We start from the raw sequence: 14,543 nt of genomic DNA, 5'->3' as shown, positions 1-14,543 counted from the left end.
TGATCCGTCCCAGCAAGCGGAAAGAGGCTAGTCACATGAGTAGACGCGCACCAAACGTACTCTTTGTGTTGGCAGACGAGTGGCGGGCTCAAGCCTGTGGCTACGCCGGGGACACAAATGCCTCAACGCCTGCAATCGACAGGCTTGCATCCGAAAGCATCAATTTTGAGGAGGCCATCTCAGGCCATCCCATATGTGCGCCTGCGCGTGCCAGCCTTTTAACCGGCCAATATCCACTTACACACGGCGTCTATATAAATGATGTCCCACTCGAACCTGCCGGCCCTACCGTGGGTGAGGTATTTCAAGACGCAGGTTACCAAACCGGATACATCGGAAAATGGCATCTATACGGGAGCCCCGACGGCCACTACGGACGCAGAGAGGAGTACATCCCACCCGAATATAGGTTTGGTTTTCAATACTGGAAAGTAGGAGAGTGCACTCACGACTATAATCGCTCCTTTTACTATGAGGGAAACAACCCTACGAAGAAGTATTGGAACGGGTATGATGCAGAAGCACAAACGGAAGATGCATGCCGTTTTATGAGAGACAGCGCCTACTCGAAGAGGCCGTTTTTTCTGGTGCTTTCGTATGGACCACCACACTTTCCTCTAGACACGGCACCGGCACAACATCGTCGAAAGTACAGTGAAAGGGAAATAAATCTGCGGCCCAACGTACCTCAGGAAAATGCGCACGAGGCTGCCAAGGATTTGCGGGGGTACTATTCCCATATTTCGGCTCTTGACGACTGTCTGGACCGGTTGTTGTCTGCTATTGACGCATCTGGAATAAGGGAAGAGACTGTTGTGGTGTTTACCTCTGATCATGGTGACATGATGGGGTCGCAAGGGATGCACTCGGAGCAGAAGCTCTACCCATGGGAAGAGTCCGTCCGAGTGCCGTTGCTCATGAGGCACCCTCCAAGACTCAGGCCAGGGCGATCTCCCGATCTCATCAACACCCCCGACATTATGCCGACGTTGCTTGGTCTGTGCGGCCTCCCAATTCCAGAAAGCGTCCAGGGTGAAAACTACTTCCGAGAATCCTCGAGAACTGACCTGCCAAAGAGCTCAGCGTTTGTCAGTATGCCGGTGCCTGTAACGAAGGCCCTCTCGCATGGCATAGCAGAGTACCGCGGTGTTCGAAACGGCAAGTATACCTATGTACGCTCCATACAGGGGCCGTGGCTGTTGTACGACAACGAAAACGATCCCTATCAGATGCACAATCTATGTGGGCGACCAGAAACTCAAAATGTGCAACAACGATTGGAAACTGAATTGGTGTCCTGGCTTGAGAAGCTAGGCGACGATTTCCTCAAAGCCAGCGAATACCTGGCGCGCGACTCGCTAACACACTACGCCGAATGCAATACGCCGGTCGGTTATGTGCGCAGCCCGTGGGATGACTGGGAGTCTACTTTGCCACCTACCAGTTAGAGGCGAACTCCCTGAGCCAGCGATCAACGGAAACTGCAGCCACCGGTCAGAAACTAAGTGCAGTTGACACTCTCTCTGCATCCAGGAACGGGCCCGATCGTGGCCGTGCACGTAAGGCGTTAACGAGCAGTAAACACAGATCGTGCACCCGGGCACATGCCCTCACATGCCCGTCCCAGGCGGTAAATCGGAAGCCCGCCGCAACCGTCCAACATGTGGACCAACAGAGCTAAGACCTTCAAGTGCTGTTGACAATGCCAGAAGGGCTTTCTAGCTTTAATTGAAACGTTTTTTGTGACGTAAAATACATGTTTGCACGGTGCGGAGGGCGTCAACCTCGGGTCAAAAGGAGATGCACTATGGCGGTCAGCAGCGACTCAGTACCCACGCGGGTGGATTGGAGGAGGGTTCTCCTAGCCTGCATGGCGGACTACCTTGACGCCGGCGCCATTGTGGCGGCGTCAGCCGGACTCGTGTTGTGGACGGAGGCCTTCGGCTTCAGTCCAACAGCCCTCGGTATTCTCGCAGCCGTAGGCGTCAATGCTGGCTCTTATGCGTTCGGGGCTCTTATCGGGGGGCGCCTCGGGGACCGCTTCGGCAGGAAACGTATTTACCAGTACGACCTTTTGGTTTATGTTGCGGGCGCTCTGCTTGTGGTGTTTGCCGGCCAAGGTTGGATGATTTTTGCGGGGCTGATCATCCTGGGTCTTGCTGTTGGTGCCGACGTGCCTACTTCGTGGGCGCTGATCGGCGAAATCGCACCGCATAAGAAACGCGGCAGCCTGATGGGGATGACCTCTGTCTTCTGGAGCCTGGGCCCGGTCGTGGTTCTCCTGCTCGCGTTTGTACTCGCCGACTTGGGAATCCTCGGGATTCAAATTGTCTTTGCTCACTTGGCAGTCGTCGCGTTCGTCACTTGGTTTCTTCGACGGAAGATGAACGAGTCGGAAGTTTGGGTGGCCGCACAGAGCAAGTCCGGACTCTCGGTATTCCGGGCCAAAGAGCTCTTTGGCCTCTACGGGGGACGCCTATTCTTTGTATTCATTGTTCACTCGCTCGGAGCAATCGCACTCGGCACATTCGGATTCTTTCTGCCTTATATACTCAGCGCAATCGGGAACCAGTCGCAGGCAGCGAGCGTGGGATTCAACGCCCTGTACTTTGGTCTGATCGCCGTCGGCGTCGCTTTCCTCTTCATGCCACTGGTCGATCGAATCAATCGTCGTTTGCTCTACGGCGTCGCCGGGCTTGTGAATGCGGCCTCAGTATTACTCATAATATTCTTTCCGCTTTCGAACACATTGGTAGTATTCTGCTTTGTCGTACTATTCGCGCTCTCCAGCTCGTGCGGACAGGAGCAACTGTATCGGGTGTGGTGCCAGGAACTCTTCCCGACCCGCATGCGCACAACGGCACAAGGGCTCATCATCTTCAGTCAAAAAATTGCTCTCGCTATTTGGAGCGCCTTCGTCCCTGTAGTTCTAGCGGCCAGCTTTGACGCATTCGTTTGGATACTTTTCGCAACAATCGTAGCGAGTGTACTGATTGGTGTTATTTGGATGCCGAAGCGGCCAGAGTCGATTGAAGACATAGAGATCGGTCGGAGCACCGGCATGAATCACAGCGAATCCAGGTAGAAAGCCATGCCAGCGCCTCTCAAGTCCCGAATCGCTGCATGCATGTGCTACGGCGACGACAGGCTTCCAAGAAAGTTTGGGAACTCTTATGTCACAGTTGGTTCCTCTGGCCAGCGGGCAGATGCTCTACCGGTTCCGGAACCGTAAACGCTGGTGCGAGTTCCTCGACTTCCTGCGTCAACTGCGCCGCCGCCACGCCGGAAAGCTCTGCGTCATCTGTGACAACTTCTCCCCTCATAAGAAAGCAGAAGTCACGGCCTGGTGCGAACGCAATAACGTGGAACTGGTGTTCACCCCATCGAACGCGTCCTGGTTGAACTGGATCGAATGCGAATTCGCAGCACTGCGGTACTTCACTCTCAATGGCAGTGACTCTCCCAGTCACACCGCTCAGGAGAAAACGATCGGCGGCTACATCCGCTGGCACAACAAGCAGGCGCTGCCCAAGACGAACTTCGCCATCGGCTCCAAGATCCGTAAACCGAATTACCTACCCAAAGCCGCTTGACGAGACACTAGCAGACGTTGCCAGCGCCCCTCAGTAAATCCTCGTGCTTCCGTTTCCATACTCCTTGTCTACACGAGCCCGGAACCGGGTGCCATCTGCGTTGCCGGCATCCTCCAAGAAGACACATCCATGTCGGCAGTATCACGAACCACCCGTTGTGGCGCGGCTTCTCCGCGGTTTGTGATGTGCACGCGCGAACTCCCGGCAGGGCCGGCATCGGCATCCATACCTGTACGCCGTTGGCGTCCCATGGTCCAGCCACTGGGGCCGGCCCTGAAGCAACGCTTCCTCCAGCTGCTGTGACCAGCTCTGGTCGTACCGGGCCACGCCAAACATCAGCTGATGCGGCACTCCCGTCATCCTGGACATCTCCACCACTGAACGGCCCGAAGCAAGCCCGACCAGGATGACTTGTTGATGATCCTGCAGCTTTACACGCGCAGCCGCACGGTGTTCCTCGAGCTGACGCTGCTGCCATGGAGGCTGCTCTGGATCTTTCCCGGGATTCCATTCTGGGATTGCCTGCTCCAGCTGCTTCGCACGCTCAGAGGAGAGTGTTCGTTCACGTGCAGACCGCCGCTGGCGATTCAGATATATGGCCAGTGTTCGCTCTTGACTGCCTGCTGCCTGTGAACGCGAGGGGAAGCGGCCATGTTGTTCCACGAAGCCGCGCAGTTTCTCCAGCGTCTCTGCCCACTGGGCTGACTGTTTATCCGCGCGCGGGGCCTGCCGCCAGTCCCACAGGCCGTCGAGACGGCGGGCGCGTTCGCTGTCAAGGCGACCGTTCCACTCCAGCCGGCGCTGGTAATACAACCATTGGACCAGCCGTTCCTCGCGGTGGATACCGCTGTTACGGGCGGGGAGCCTTCCATTGGCAGTCACAAAAGCCGTCAATGCTTCAAACGTGTCATCCCAGCGCGTATCCACCATCACCGCAGAGTATAATCGGCAGCTGGTTCCACAGGAATGTAGGTGTGAAAGCCATACTGGTGACGCCACGCCGGGCCGAGCCGCTGACTCGTGCCGCTGTATTGTGTTGACTGTTCCCAGAATCGGATCCTGTTTACGGGATTTATACCCCGCGCTTGCAGCGGGCTGCCGTTTCGCGCGTTCGGTGGCGCACCCCGCCTTCCCCGCATGGGGCCTCGACCCACGTAGGATGACGGCATGCACATAGAACACGTCGATGTAGAACGGATCCTAGGGTTCAAGCGCCTTCGCATCGATGTGGACCCAGACCTTCAGCTCATCGCAGGGCCGAACAACGCTGGGAAGTCGTCGCTCGTGCGCGTCCTCGAGACCTTCTTCGCCGACCCAGCGTCGGACGACATGCAGCAGCTGAAGCCGTTGCATGACTATTACCTTCGCGGGGGCCCGCGGATGATGTCGAGCATCAAGGTGCAGTTTGGTGCCTTGACCTCTGCGGAGGTCGAGGAGTTCGAAGACCTTTCGTCGCGCGACGGGTCCTTCTGGGTCGAGATCGCATGCACCCGGAACGGAAAGCTCAGCTACCGCACTCGTGGCGGAGACTCATCCCGGTCCCGCGAAGCCTACGAGCGGGTGCTGCAGTCCTTCAGCTTCGTCAAGATTCCATCTGTGCGGGTAAGCGGCGCGGAGCAGACCGGCAACGACCAATCGTTGGCCCGGCTGCACGAGACGCTGGAGGGCGTGCTGGTGCGCTCCGGCAGCTCGCGCGCCACGCAGCTGCAGAAGGAGTTCGCCGAAGCGATCGCACCAGTGGAGGGCTTGGTCCGCAAGGTGCTGAGTGAGTCAGTCGCTGCTGTGGCCAATGAGCTTCCGTTCCAAGAGCCCAATCTCGGTCTCGACCTCCCGGATCCTCGGCACGCACTTCGCGGAATGCTCCAAGAAGCGGTGATTACGAGCCACGACGACGTCGAGGTCCCTATCGCGGAGCGGGGGACCGGATTCCAGTCCGCGATGGTGCTCGGGATTCTCCGATACGTCTCCTCGCGAAGCAGACAGTCCGGCGCGAATGTCGTGTTCGCCATTGAGGAACCCGAGGCGTTCCTCCACCCGCAGACCCAGAGAGCCATGGCAAAGATCCTCCGGGACATCTCAAAAGAAGCGCAGCTGCTGGTGACCACCCACAGTCCTGTCCTGGTGGATTCTTTCTCCGTCAGCCGTATCGTGAGGCTTCCCCTCAGCCCGGACGGGATGACCTACAGCGCCCGACGTCAGGAACTCTCAGTGACCGAGGAGGGGCGGCTGACGAGGTACTGCGATGCGACCAACAGCGAGCTCGTGTTCGCGAACGCCGTGATCCTGGTCGAAGGGCACGGTGACAAGCTGCTGATCGACTACCTCCTCGAGAAGATTACCGGCGGCGCGGGCGGTCATTACGCATTGGGCATCGCCGTCATCGAGGCGTCCGGAATCGACACCATCTCACACCTGCTCCGGCTCGCCCAGCTCTTCGGCGTCCGAGCCTACGTCGCTACCGACAAGGACGGCGTGCACAAGAACGGCGACGGCAAGCGCGCCCTGGTGCAGATCCTGAAAGCGAAGAACCTGCGGCCGTCGCAGCACGAACTACATGAACTGCATGAGCTCGCAGATGTCGTTGTGCAGAATCTGACGGCTGCGCTCGAGCAACAGACTGCGATCAACGCCAAGCTCCTGCCGTGGGATGCGTTCGTACTGAGTTCCGATCTCGAAGGGCTGCTTCTGGACACCGTCAAACAAGAGCGGCTGGCCGAACTGCTTGGTCCAGGCGAGTCCGACCAGGTGGCAAAGACTGAGGTCGAGAAGTTCTCGAACGGGCCACAGGGACGAGAAGCAATGGCGTCCTGGCTCGGGTCGAAGGGGTGGAATTCCGACCGGAAGAAGACCGGTAAAGCGAAGCCCCATCTTCCCTCTGCGCTTCTGAGGGAGCACCTGTCACAGGCCAGTCTCACACGGGCTATCCGTCCGCTGCATGAATGGCTCAGCGCGATCGTGACGGAGCACCAGCGGTCCCCGCTCTGAACGCTCGAGTCCTCGATCGCCCTCAGGTCCGTGCGCGCCAACTCGCACCACCCAGTGTCCGCAAGTCTTTATCGCGAGCAGGGCTTCGGCTGCCCACGCGCATCCCCGCGGTTGGCCGGCATCCATGATCATGGCGGATCCAAGCACTGGGTGTGCGCCGATATTCGAGGAGTGTCGGTGCCGTCAGATATAACTGAGGTACAGATTCACTACAAAGGACATCAACTTCGTGACGATCACCCAGCAAGAACTCGAGTCCCGTCTATGGGATGCGGCGAACGCACTGCGCGGACCGGTCGACCCGGCCGACTTCAAGACCTATGTCTTTCCGATGTTGTTCTGGAAGTGGATCTCCGATACCTGGGTCTACGAGCACGACGAAGCAGTCGACGAGTACGATGACGACCTCGACGATGAGATCGAGGCCGACTTCCACAGGTTCGAGATGCCCGAGGGTACGCTGTGGTCCGAAGTTACCGGGACGGTCAAGAACCTCGGCGCGGAGATCGCGAAGACCTTCCAGCGGATAGAAAAGGCCAATCCCCGGTCCCTGGCCGGCGTGTTCGGCGATGCCTCGTGGGGCAACAAAGACCGTATGCCGGAGTCAGCTCTGCTTGGGTTGATCAAGTCGTTCAATCAGATCCTGCTCGACCCGTCCACGGTCTCCCACGATGTGCTTGGAGCCGGCTACGAGTACCTGCTGAAGAACTTCGCGGATGAGTCAGGAAAGAAGGCAGGGGAGTTCTTCACGCCCCGCGAAGTCGTGAACCTGCTCGTCGGTATCTTGCATCCTGAGCCTGGTGAGTCCGTATACGACCCCGCCTGCGGATCCGGCGGCATGCTGGTCGCGACGATCAACCAGCTACGCGAGGCCGGAAAGGAGCACCGGACGCTGCGTGCGTACGGTCAGGAGATCAACCTGACGACCGCCTCGATCGCACGCATGAACCTGTTTCTGCACGAGATCGAGGACTTCGATATCAAACGCGGCGACACCCTCCGCGCGCCGGCGTTCAAGGACACCCGCGGAGCTGTGCGTAGGTTTGATGCCGTCATCGCCAACCCGCCGTTCTCACTATCGGATTGGGGAGCAGATCGGTGGGCAGCTGACCCGCGTGCGATCTGTGGGGTGCCGCCGGCAAGCAGCGGCGACTTCGCCTTCGTCCAGCACATGGTCTCGTCCATGAATCCCGGCACTGGCCGCGTCGGCGTTGTCATGCCTCACGGTGTCCTCTTCCGCGGGGCAGCCGAGGCGAGGATCCGGCAGTGCCTGATCGAAGAAGACCTGCTTGAGGCCGTCATTGGGCTTCCGCCGAATCTCTTCTACTCAACCTCAATTCCTGCGTGCCTGCTGATCTTCCGTGATCAGAAGAGTGCTGATCGCAAGAATCACATCCAGTTTGTTGACGGCTCTGGCAGGTTCAAGAAGGCAACCAACCGGAACCAGATGTCCGAGCGCGATGTGAAAGGGCTGGTAGACGCCTATCGGACCGGCCAGGATCCGGATGGCGAGGATGGGGGGAACGTCCGTCTAGTACCGTTCGACGAGGTCAAAAAGAACGACTTCGATCTCAACATCGGCCGGTACATCAAGACCGTCGCAGAGGAAAGTGCTGATCTCGGAACTGTGCTGGCCGCGTATGCTGAAACTCGGCAACGTCGCATCGATGCCGAGACTTCCATGTTTGAACGACTCCGGGCGACCGGGATCGACCTCAACATGTTTGGGGTGTCTGATGAATGAATGGAAGCAGACCACGTTGGGCAACTGTTTCGACCTGGTAAGGAATAAGGTTCATCCCGAGACACTCGATTCACGATACCCGTACGTTGGGATGGAGCATATAAGGCCAAACACGCCGAAGATAACAGCCACGGGAACGGTCGGTGCCATCAATAGCCAAGTCGGCCTCTTCAAGCGGGACGACGTCCTGTTCGGCCGACTACGTGCCTACCTTCGGAAGGTTGCGATCGCCGAGCATGATGGTGCTTCCTCTACTGAAGTACTTATCCTCAGGTCTCGCCACGCTGTCGTTGAACCCGGTTTCCTGTATCTTCTCAGCTCGTCTGAGGCTTGTATTGATTACGCAGTTGCTATGAGCGCAGGGAGTCGGATGCCACGCACTTCGGCGGCCGATCTCTCGGCGTTCCCAATCGCACTACCTCCGCCGGACGAACAGCGCCGCATCGTCGACGTCATGGCCGCGGTCGAAGCGCAGATCGAGGCACTGACTGACGAGTTATCGAAGTCACGTGCTGTACTGCGACGAACGCTGTCCGACCATTTCGAGGCGATATCGTCGTGCGAGACCCGAATTGTCGACCTTTGTTCACACGTCATCGGAGGGGTCTGGGGCGCGGCGGAGGGCCAAGCGGAGGTTGATGTTCTGGCCCTTGGTCCGCGCATCTACGCCTCTGGCACGTCAGACTTCGTGACTGACGGTTCACCAATTCGATCGGTCACTGCGAAGCAGGCCAAGTCACGTCTCGTTCAGCCGAACGACATCATCCTTGAGCGGTCAGGCGGTTCACCAGAACAACCGGTTGGTCGGGTAGTTATAGCCGGCGAGGGACTGGCACCGTGCATCCCCACCGACTTCCAGCGGCTGATGCGACCCGATGTCGACCGTGTGCGGCCTCGTTATCTCTTCTGGCGGCTGCAACACGACTGGAATACTGGGCTGACGCGTGCATTCAGTCGTCGCACAACCGGGATCACGAACTTGTCAGTCAAGGATTATATATCTCGTGAGATTTCGATCCCTGGTGATGATGAGCAGGACGCTCTCGTTTCTGTCGCGGACGGCATCGACTCTGTCATCCGCGCGACGGAAGCAGAACTTGCTCACCTCCGCGCATTTCGCTCCTCATTCCTAACCTCGCTCCTGAACCAGGAGATCGAGATCCCCGAATCGTACGACGCCGTGCTGGAGGAGGCCTGATATGGGCTGGACCGAGACGAGCACCATCCAACGGTCCCTTCTCGAGTGGGCTGAGGAGGCCGGATGGGAGCGCCTGGACGGTGATGCGCTGCCCCGTGACAGTCACGATGTCGTCATCGAGCCCTGGGCACGGGAAGCCCTGCTTGCTCTGAATCCGGAGCTCGTCGAGGATCCGGAGTCGGCCGATCTGGTGCTGCACGAGATCAACCAGGCTGTCTTGGACGCTCACAACGGACTCGTGGCGGCCAATGAGCTGCTGACCGTGGTGCTGCGCGGCGATCACTCGTTCCCGACCATCGACGGGAAGCATGTGCCGCGCCGACTCATCGACTTCGAAGACCCGGAGAACAACCGCTTCGTCGTCGCCGACGAGGTCACCATATCCGGAGCCGTCAAGCCGCGAAGATTCGATGTCGTCTACTACGTCAACGGATTTCCATTGGTTGTCGCCGAGACGAAGACGCCGGTGAAGCAGCAGGTTTCGTGGGTCAATGCTGCGAAAGATATCTACGACGTCTATGAGGAGGAGTATCCGAACTTCTTCGCCACCAACGTCTTCAACGTCGCCACCGAGGGACTCGAGCTCCGCATGGCTCCGATCCGGGCCTACCCGGACCCTGACTCGGAAATCTGGGCTCCGTGGGGCTCCACGGAAGACGACCCGCAGAAGGTGAGTGGTCCCGCCCGGGTGGAGCGTGCGGCACGGCTTCTGCTCAGACCTGAAACGATCCTGCCGATCCTCAAAGACCTGGTGATGTACCGGCACGCCCGGGACGCCTCCGAGGTCGACCTGAAATTCCTGCCTCGCTATCCGCAGTTCGAGGCAGCCCTGGCGATCCACGACAAAGTACTGGCCGACCGGCCCGGCGGCCTGCTCTGGCACCACCAGGGCTCCGGCAAGACCGAGCTCATGGCATTCACCGCGGCGAGGCTGCTGCGCGATGACGCGGTGATCGACAAATTCGGCGGTGCACCGACGGTGATCGTGATCGCCGACCGGACGGATCTGGTGAGACAGACCGCGGAGATGTTCGAGACCGCTGGCATGCCGCGCATCACGGTGCCGCACAACAAGGACGAGCTGCACGCGCTGCTGCGCAGCGGTGATCCCGGCGTGGTCATCACGACCGTGCACAAGTTCGCCGAAGCCGGCCACCTCAACGACCGGTCGAACATCATCGTGCTCGTAGACGAGGCGCACCGCTCGCAGGAAGGCTCACTCGGGAAGGCATGGCGCACGGCGGTTCCGAACGCGAAGTTCTTCGGAGCGACCGGCACCGCCATCGAGGACAAAGACCGCTCGACGTTCAAGCTGTTCGGTGATCCGGACGACCCCGATTTCGTGATGTCGCGGTATACCCCGGAGCAGTCCATCGCCGACGGGTTCACCAAGCCCGTCATGGTGGAGGGGCGCTCGGTCGGCTTCACCCTCGACAAAGACAATCTCGATGAGGCATTCGACGAGCTGGCCGCCGAGGAAGATCTGGACGAGGAAGAGAAGGTCTACCTCTCCGGAAAGGCCTCGCACATCGAGACCATCCTGGCGAACCCCGAGCGGGTTGCCGCTGTATGCTCCGACATCGTGGACCACTTCCTGACGTTCGTCGCACCGCTGGGACAGAAGGCTCAGGTGGTGGCCTATAAACAGAACCTCGTAGTCGCCTACGCCCAAGCGATTCAAACCGAGCTGGAGCGACGCGAAGCCGCCATGCCCGACGGCCAGCCGCGCGAGGTCGGCGTCGTGATGCACGTCGCCGACTCCAAGGACACCCCGAAGGAGTACAAGAAGTACCTGCTCACACCGGAGCAGGAGGAGACCCTGAAACGCCGGTTCAAGAAGGTCGACGATCCCATGTCATTCGTCGTCGTTACCGCAAAGTGGATGACCGGATTCAATGCTCCCATCGAAGGCGTCCTGTACCTCGACAAGCCCGCCAAGGAAGCGAACCTGTTCCAGACCATCACGCGCCCCAACCGGCCGTGGAAAAACCCCATCACGGGCCAACGCAAGGACTACGGCCGCGTTGTCGACTACATCGGCCTGTCGAAGGCGATCGGCAAGGCAATCGCCGGGCCCAAGACGAAGGCGGGCGAAGAAGAAGACCAGCTGAACGTCACGGACGCCTCCAAGCTGGCCGGCAAGTTCGTCACCGACCTCACCCGTCTCATGGCTATTTTCGACGGCATCAACACGACCGATTCGTCGTTCGAGGCCCTCGCCGAAGCCCACGAGCGGATCCCCGAAGACAGCTCGCAGCGGACCGAGTTCGTCGAAACCTACGTGGCGCTGCAGACTGTCTGGGAGTTCCTCGACCCACATCCCATGCTCACCCCGTTCAAGCAGCAGTACCTCTGGCTGGCGAAAGTCTACGAGTCGATCCGACCCAAGGACGTGTCCAAGGCATTTTTGTGGCAGCGCCTCGGTGCGAAGACCACCGAGCTGATCCACGGACATATGTCCGACGTGACGGTTCGACAAATGGGCTCGAAGTCGGTCACCCTCGACGCCGCGGGACTGGCGTTGGTGAAAAAGATCGCCGAACAGCTGAAACTTCCGGAACGAGACATGGAGGCGACGGCTGACGTCTACCAAGCAGTAATCGACTCAATCGAATCCCGCCTGAAGCGGCGATTCACTGCCACCGAAAGCCCCGTGTACAAATCGCTGGCGGAGCGGATCGAGAAACTGCGCACCAAGACCATTGAAAACGTCGAAGATTCGCTTGCATTCTTCGAGGAAGCGCTAAAGGTCGCCCACGACGTCGTCGTCGCCGACAGGGCAGCCGAAATCGGGGACGAGGACACCCTGGAGCGTCTGGCCGATCCAAAGCGCGGAGCCCTCACTCAAATAGTTGAACAAAACATGCCACCTGGATTGCACAAGATCGTCCCCGGCCTCGTTGATCGGATCGACGCCATCGTAAGCAATGTCGCGTACAGCGGGTGGGCCGAAAATGATAACGGTGACAAAGCAGTTCGCCGTAAACTTCGCACAGTATTGAGGGATTTCGAGCTTCCGGTTAAGGGCGAACTGTTCGAACGGATCTATCAGTATGTGCGGGAGAACTACTAGGTGTCCGCGGCAGTCGGTCGGAGCGAACGGGATAACGAGGGCCATGACCATCGCCAACATCGCTCAGTCTCTGATTCTGAAGTGACCCATAACGATGCATCCAGTGCATATTACAGTTACGAGGAACCACCACTGTCATGAGAATTCAGCATCCAGCGTGGTCATCCTGGAGAGGACCTCCAATAATCTTCGTCGTGCTCTCGAAAGCGGTGACTCAGACGAGGATGCACGCATTCGCGCAGTGTTTGGTGACCTCAGTGAATCCGCGATCGAGCGTCTGATATCGAAAGACGTCGTGAAGAAGTTCAAGGAGCTGAACGGCAAGCGCAACAGCTGGCGCGGACACGGGGGCCACACGTCCGGGGAGGAACGGAGAGTACAAGTCGATTCCCTCGTCTCGGACCTACGGGAGCTTCGCTGGCTTTTAGGTAACGTGTGGGCGCAGCTGCTCCTCGTTCGCGCCGGAAGCGCCAGGCGGGTGCGCGACGGGTACGTCCAGGCCGCAGAGGTTGCCGTCGGTACCCGCTCACCGTTTGTCACCAGGGACTTCCGGGTGGGGGATGCCATGCTCGACGGCGAACTGTACCTAGTGCGAGACAGGTCGCAGTCTCCGCTGCGCCTTGGCCAGTTCGTCCAGCTCCGTGCGGCCCCGCACAATGCTCAGTACACGAGCTACTTCTACAACCGCACTGAAGGGACCAGTGTTCGCATGGTCAGCTACCAGTACGGACCGGGAAGTGAAGTAGAGTACGATGCGGAGAGGTTCCGCGACGAGTTCGGAGCCTTGGCATTAGCATAATGCGGAGGCCTGGGCGGAGAGATCGCCCCGACTGCAAAGATGGTACCGAAGACAAGCTGAACACCGCGAGACCAGGGGAGGAGGCGACCAACCGATGACGTTGACGCTCGAACCAATCCTGCACAGCGCAGACATCGACCTCGGCGATGCCATCGTGATCCGCCATGCATTCGTGCGCGAGCACGAGGACACCGGCATGCAGGGTCTCCACGCCGACTCCACCGACGATGAGATCCTTGAGTACACGCGAGAGCAATCCGCGAAGCCGAAGGTCTTCCCTGTCGTTCCACCCCGGATCTGGGTCGTCTTCGTTCGCGAGGGCGGCGATCGCGCCCGCTTCTGGTCCGTGGTGGAAAGCCGCGGCGAGACGTCGAACGATGGACTTCGCCGATCCTTCGACCTCGCCAAGTCGGGGCAGATGGCGGACCTCAGGAACCGGCTAGTGATCGGCTGGAGAGCGCCGCGCGCATGGTGGCTCAAGAGCACCACGGCGGCCGGCTATCCGATTAAAGAGATCGCCGACCCGGAGCCGGAGCCGTTTCCCGGGTTCGATCGGCTCGTGCTGGACCATGCGCAGCTACAGGCAGTGATGCGCGAGCACCGGTACGCGGCGTGGCGCACTGCGCTCTCGTCAGTAGGCGGCATCTACCTCATCACCGACACCCGCGACGGACACCAGTATGTTGGCAAGGCCGACGGCGCGGAGAGCATCAGCCAGCGCTGGAGCGCTTACGCGACCAACGGCCACGGCGGCAACGTCGAGCTGCGCGGCCTCGACCCGATGACCTTCCGTTACTCGCTGCTGCGGGTGTTCGACCCGGCGACCCCCACCCGTGAAATCGACGAGGCGGAGAGCCACTTCAAGCTAGCATTGGACACACGCCAGCACGGGTTGAACCGAAACTAATTCCCGACGCCATTGACTGCGCCGCGCGTGAAGGCATCATGTGCGAGGGCCCCTGGAAACGGACGAAGACCGGTCTGGTGAACAGGCGGAACCAGTCATCATGGTTCAGTCTTACCGAGTGCTGACGTCCCGTGCGAGCTGACGCAGCGATCCTGCCGTACGGGGGAACACTTTGAGTTGATGTGGATAGACTGAGCGGTGGGTTGATCTTGATACATCGCCTTCCCTCTTGCCTTCGCCCTTC

The 14,543-nt window shown here is 59.4% G+C and carries 10 protein-coding genes; 9 read left to right on the top strand and 1 reads right to left on the bottom strand.

Annotated features, from left to right (window positions below; genetic code table 11):
• The first annotated feature begins 35 nt into the window (after positions 1 to 35).
• The 3 genes from H535_RS28555 (at position 36) to H535_RS25965 (ending at position 3,593) form a co-directional block, all read left to right on the top strand.
• Positions 36 to 1,448 carry a sulfatase family protein gene (locus tag H535_RS28555; protein WP_081416742.1) on the top strand — a complete coding sequence of 471 codons (1,413 nt, stop codon included), beginning with the start codon at positions 36 to 38 and terminating at the stop codon, positions 1,446 to 1,448.
• Positions 1,449 to 1,807: 359 nt separating this feature from the next.
• The gene (locus H535_RS0115855; protein ID WP_026820324.1) at positions 1,808 to 3,085 is read left to right on the top strand and encodes an MFS transporter; all 1,278 of its coding nucleotides are present in this window, start codon (positions 1,808 to 1,810) and stop codon (positions 3,083 to 3,085) included.
• An 88-nt stretch (positions 3,086 to 3,173) separates the two neighbouring features.
• Positions 3,174 to 3,593 (top strand): transposase, encoded by a 420-nt coding sequence (locus tag H535_RS25965; RefSeq protein WP_081416740.1) that lies wholly within the window; start codon positions 3,174 to 3,176, stop codon positions 3,591 to 3,593.
• A gap of 141 nt (positions 3,594 to 3,734) precedes the next feature.
• On the opposite strand, the gene H535_RS25960 is transcribed toward H535_RS25965, so the two are convergent.
• Positions 3,735 to 4,523 carry a helicase associated domain-containing protein gene (locus H535_RS25960; RefSeq protein ID WP_035769924.1) on the bottom strand — a complete coding sequence of 263 codons (789 nt, stop codon included), beginning with the start codon at positions 4,521 to 4,523 and terminating at the stop codon, positions 3,735 to 3,737.
• 237 nt (positions 4,524 to 4,760) lie between these two features.
• Here H535_RS25960 and H535_RS0115840 point away from each other — a divergent pair, with 237 nt between their 5' ends.
• From H535_RS0115840 to H535_RS0115815, 6 genes are all read left to right on the top strand, one after another.
• Complete coding sequence (locus H535_RS0115840) at positions 4,761 to 6,578, top strand: ATP-dependent nuclease (RefSeq protein ID WP_026820323.1); 1,818 nt, start codon at positions 4,761 to 4,763, stop codon at positions 6,576 to 6,578.
• Between the two features lie 229 nt (positions 6,579 to 6,807).
• Positions 6,808 to 8,322 carry a type I restriction-modification system subunit M gene (locus H535_RS0115835; protein ID WP_026820322.1) on the top strand — a complete coding sequence of 505 codons (1,515 nt, stop codon included), beginning with the start codon at positions 6,808 to 6,810 and terminating at the stop codon, positions 8,320 to 8,322.
• Complete coding sequence (locus H535_RS0115830; protein ID WP_162144897.1) at positions 8,315 to 9,520, top strand: restriction endonuclease subunit S; 1,206 nt, start codon at positions 8,315 to 8,317, stop codon at positions 9,518 to 9,520. Before H535_RS0115835 ends, H535_RS0115830 begins: the two co-directional genes overlap by 8 nt.
• 1 nt (position 9,521) lies before the next feature.
• On the top strand, positions 9,522 to 12,593 hold the full coding sequence (locus H535_RS0115825; RefSeq protein WP_026820320.1) for a type I restriction endonuclease subunit R: 3,072 nt from the start codon (positions 9,522 to 9,524) through the stop codon (positions 12,591 to 12,593).
• 103 nt (positions 12,594 to 12,696) lie between these two features.
• Positions 12,697 to 13,392 carry a hypothetical protein gene (locus H535_RS25955; RefSeq protein WP_155838727.1) on the top strand — a complete coding sequence of 232 codons (696 nt, stop codon included), beginning with the start codon at positions 12,697 to 12,699 and terminating at the stop codon, positions 13,390 to 13,392.
• 94 nt (positions 13,393 to 13,486) lie between these two features.
• A complete protein-coding gene (locus H535_RS0115815) occupies positions 13,487 to 14,299 on the top strand; it encodes a GIY-YIG nuclease family protein (protein WP_026820319.1) in 813 nt (270 codons plus the stop codon).
• Positions 14,300 to 14,543: the final 244 nt, after the last annotated feature.

The sequence above is a fragment of the Arthrobacter castelli DSM 16402 genome (assembly GCF_000430705.1).
Taxonomy (GTDB): Bacteria; Actinomycetota; Actinomycetes; order Actinomycetales; family Micrococcaceae; genus Arthrobacter_C; species Arthrobacter_C castelli.
The sequence above is the reverse complement of the archived record's forward strand: the minus strand, read 5'-3'. Positions and strand labels throughout refer to the sequence as shown.

What these genes read in the sequence shown, in the direction of transcription:
- H535_RS28555 (WP_081416742.1), top strand. Translation starts at nt 36, where the DNA reads ATGAGTAGACGCGCACCAAACGTACTCTTTGTGTTGGCAGACGAGTGG.
- H535_RS0115855 (WP_026820324.1), top strand. Translation starts at nt 1,808, where the DNA reads ATGGCGGTCAGCAGCGACTCAGTACCCACGCGGGTGGATTGGAGGAGG.
- H535_RS25965 (WP_081416740.1), top strand. Translation starts at nt 3,174, where the DNA reads ATGTCACAGTTGGTTCCTCTGGCCAGCGGGCAGATGCTCTACCGGTTC.
- H535_RS25960 (WP_035769924.1), bottom strand. Translation starts at nt 4,523, where the DNA reads ATGGTGGATACGCGCTGGGATGACACGTTTGAAGCATTGACGGCTTTT.
- H535_RS0115840 (WP_026820323.1), top strand. Translation starts at nt 4,761, where the DNA reads ATGCACATAGAACACGTCGATGTAGAACGGATCCTAGGGTTCAAGCGC.
- H535_RS0115830 (WP_162144897.1), top strand. Translation starts at nt 8,315, where the DNA reads ATGAATGAATGGAAGCAGACCACGTTGGGCAACTGTTTCGACCTGGTA.
- H535_RS0115825 (WP_026820320.1), top strand. Translation starts at nt 9,522, where the DNA reads ATGGGCTGGACCGAGACGAGCACCATCCAACGGTCCCTTCTCGAGTGG.
- H535_RS0115815 (WP_026820319.1), top strand. Translation starts at nt 13,487, where the DNA reads ATGACGTTGACGCTCGAACCAATCCTGCACAGCGCAGACATCGACCTC.